Raw genomic sequence first — 2,259 nt, 5'->3', positions numbered from 1 at the left:
GGTTTTAGCCACTTTTATATAAATTTTTAATTTATCCCTTTTGAAAAATTAATCCTTGCGACCACAAAAAAACGACTTCCGTCAAAACCTTCGCGGGTTTTTCCGTGCAGCCGTTTTTTGTTTCAGTCGCTTTTTTTCATCATCACGTTATAAATTATAATTTTCATGTTAAAATAATATTAAGTTAAAATAATCTTTGAAATTTAGTTTTCTAATCTTTTTAAATTAAATTCTTTGAAAATAATTTGTCCTAAGTATTCACTTTCGTAGCAGTTGGTGAATACTTCTTTTTTTTGCTCTAAATTATAAGTTTCATAAATTAAATTAGCTTCTAATCCTCGATACTCTAACGGCCTTTCTAATCCTTTTGAACATAAATATATTTTTTTACCTCGATAAAATTCTTTTGCTACTCCTTTTGTCATGTACTTAATCAAATAGGCTCCAACGTTATCATTTTGCTTGTCCATTACTTTTATATCAACAAAACCATGAGACCAAATATTTTTACCAATTTCACGTTCTAAAGGTTTTATATATTTATTATCGTATCTCCGAGCAACGTCATTTAAAATTTTTTTATTATCTTTTTTTATGTATCCCCAGCCAACTGGCAAAGGTGGCAATTTAAAATTGTAATCTAATAAAACATGATAATGAATAGCACCGCGCTTTTGAAATTCTCTAACTGCTAGATATTTAACTTTTTTTATTTTAAAGCGATATTTCAAGCGTTTTAAAAAATTTTTAAAATCTAAATCTGTTTTTTGTACATCCCACTCATTTTCTTTATAGGTTAAAGTCATAAAAATATCATTTTCATTAAAATTCATTAAAGCTAATCTTCTAGTTAAATTTCGAGCATCTCTAACAGTCTGATCCCTTCTTTTTTCTTTTAGTTCTAATTCCGGTAGTTTAGTATTTTCATAGTCAAATGGGTTAAAATCATCGTCATCTTTCGAAGTAATGGTAATTGGGTCTTTTTCGTATTCAAAGACCTCTACAACACTACCAGAAACAATTAATTTACGGCATTTCATAGACCTCTTATCCTCCTCTTCAATTTTAATTTTTCGCCTAACTCCGTGCTACAATCAAGTTATAAGAGAAGTGTAAATACTCAATTGTAATTACCTTCTTAAATTCCTTTCGTTTCGCGCCCCTGGCGCTCCACTTCATAACGAACTTGGAAAGGTTATTTTTTTATATTTTTTTCTCTTTTTTTTCTTCTTTTTTTAATTTTAAATAAAAATTATAAAGAGTAATTAATTCGTCGGATTGTCCTTTCAAAAAAACGTATTCATCATGGCTTAGATTTTTATGGTCTTTGATACTTATTTCTAAATCGTCAATTCTCATTTTGAAAAATTCGTCCATTTTGTCCATTGAAAATAATTCCTTTCTATTTTTTAAATTAAGTAAATCTTAAACATTTCATTTCTTGTATTTCATTCTTGTTAATAAACGAAATTGTTTTTCCAGTAAATATATAGATCCCTGTATTTTTTTGACTTTTACCAATCAAATCTAAAATAGGATAATGGTCCGATAATCCTTGTACATCTTCAATAGGCATTAAAACGCCTGTAATAACTTCTTTTGCTTTCGTGATTACTTCTACTTCTCCAACCATAAAAACCATTTATCAGCGCTCCTTTACGTTCTCAAGTATTGTTTGAATGTCCGTATTACCACTTTGCATGCTTTCTAAGAGCTCTGTAAGACTTTCTAAGGCTTTTACTTGTTTCAATCCTTCTCGTTGCTCCTTATACCTTTCTACAGCCATGTGACACAATGCGTTTTTTGTGAATCCTGTTTTTTTGCTTTCTTCGTCTAACCAGTTATTTAATTCTTCACCGATTATCAATGAAACACGTTTAGTAGCCATTTTTAAATTCTCCTTTGAGTTAATATAACGTAATTATAACACAATATTATGACTTGTCTAGTTTTTTTAGTTTTGGTTTTTAGGCTTTACTTTGAAATGATATTTCGATTCCTTAATAATTTGAGCCTCTAATCTTTACAATCTAAAAAGCAACACACAAGGGAAAATTCGCCCTTATGCGCCACTTTATAAATTGTACGGTAAAGATTCACTCTAAATTTTCAAGACTTCGACATATAAATTAGGTTTTAGCCACTTTTATATAAATTTTTAATTTATCCCTTTTGAAAAATTAATCCTTGCGACCACAAAAAAACGACTTCCGTCAAAACCTTCGCGGGTTTTTCCGTGCAGCCGTTTTTTGTTTCAGT

At 29.4% G+C, this 2,259-nt stretch carries 4 protein-coding genes; all 4 read right to left on the bottom strand.

Annotated features, from left to right (window positions below; translation table 11 throughout):
* Nucleotides 1-203: 203 nt before the first annotated feature.
* The 4 genes from LD272_RS21205 to LD272_RS21190 all read right to left on the bottom strand — a co-directional run bounded on the left by LD272_RS21205 (nt 204) and on the right by LD272_RS21190 (nt 1,888).
* On the bottom strand, nt 204-1,040 hold the full coding sequence (locus tag LD272_RS21205; RefSeq protein ID WP_226038588.1) for a rolling circle replication-associated protein: 837 nt from the start codon (nt 1,038-1,040) through the stop codon (nt 204-206).
* A 163-nt stretch (nt 1,041-1,203) separates the two neighbouring features.
* A complete protein-coding gene (locus tag LD272_RS21200) occupies nt 1,204-1,386 on the bottom strand; it encodes a hypothetical protein (protein WP_226038587.1) in 183 nt (60 codons plus the stop codon).
* Between the two features lie 28 nt (nt 1,387-1,414).
* On the bottom strand, nt 1,415-1,642 hold the full coding sequence (locus tag LD272_RS21195) for a hypothetical protein (protein WP_226038586.1): 228 nt from the start codon (nt 1,640-1,642) through the stop codon (nt 1,415-1,417).
* A 3-nt stretch (nt 1,643-1,645) separates the two neighbouring features.
* Nucleotides 1,646-1,888, bottom strand: a complete 243-nt coding sequence (locus LD272_RS21190; RefSeq protein ID WP_226038585.1) for a hypothetical protein — start codon at nt 1,886-1,888, stop codon at nt 1,646-1,648.
* Nucleotides 1,889-2,259 lie beyond the last annotated feature (371 nt).

The sequence above is a fragment of the Aquibacillus saliphilus genome (assembly GCF_020404745.1).
GTDB classification, from domain to species: Bacteria; Bacillota; Bacilli; order Bacillales; family Amphibacillaceae; genus Aquibacillus; species Aquibacillus saliphilus.
This window is presented reverse-complemented; position numbering and strand designations above follow the sequence as displayed.

Bases quoted from the DNA above. Each gene is read 5' to 3' on its own strand.
- LD272_RS21205 (WP_226038588.1), bottom strand. From the start codon at position 1,040: ATGAAATGCCGTAAATTAATTGTTTCTGGTAGTGTTGTAGAGGTCTTT.
- LD272_RS21200 (WP_226038587.1), bottom strand. From the start codon at position 1,386: ATGGACAAAATGGACGAATTTTTCAAAATGAGAATTGACGATTTAGAA.
- LD272_RS21195 (WP_226038586.1), bottom strand. From the start codon at position 1,642: ATGGTTTTTATGGTTGGAGAAGTAGAAGTAATCACGAAAGCAAAAGAA.
- LD272_RS21190 (WP_226038585.1), bottom strand. From the start codon at position 1,888: ATGGCTACTAAACGTGTTTCATTGATAATCGGTGAAGAATTAAATAAC.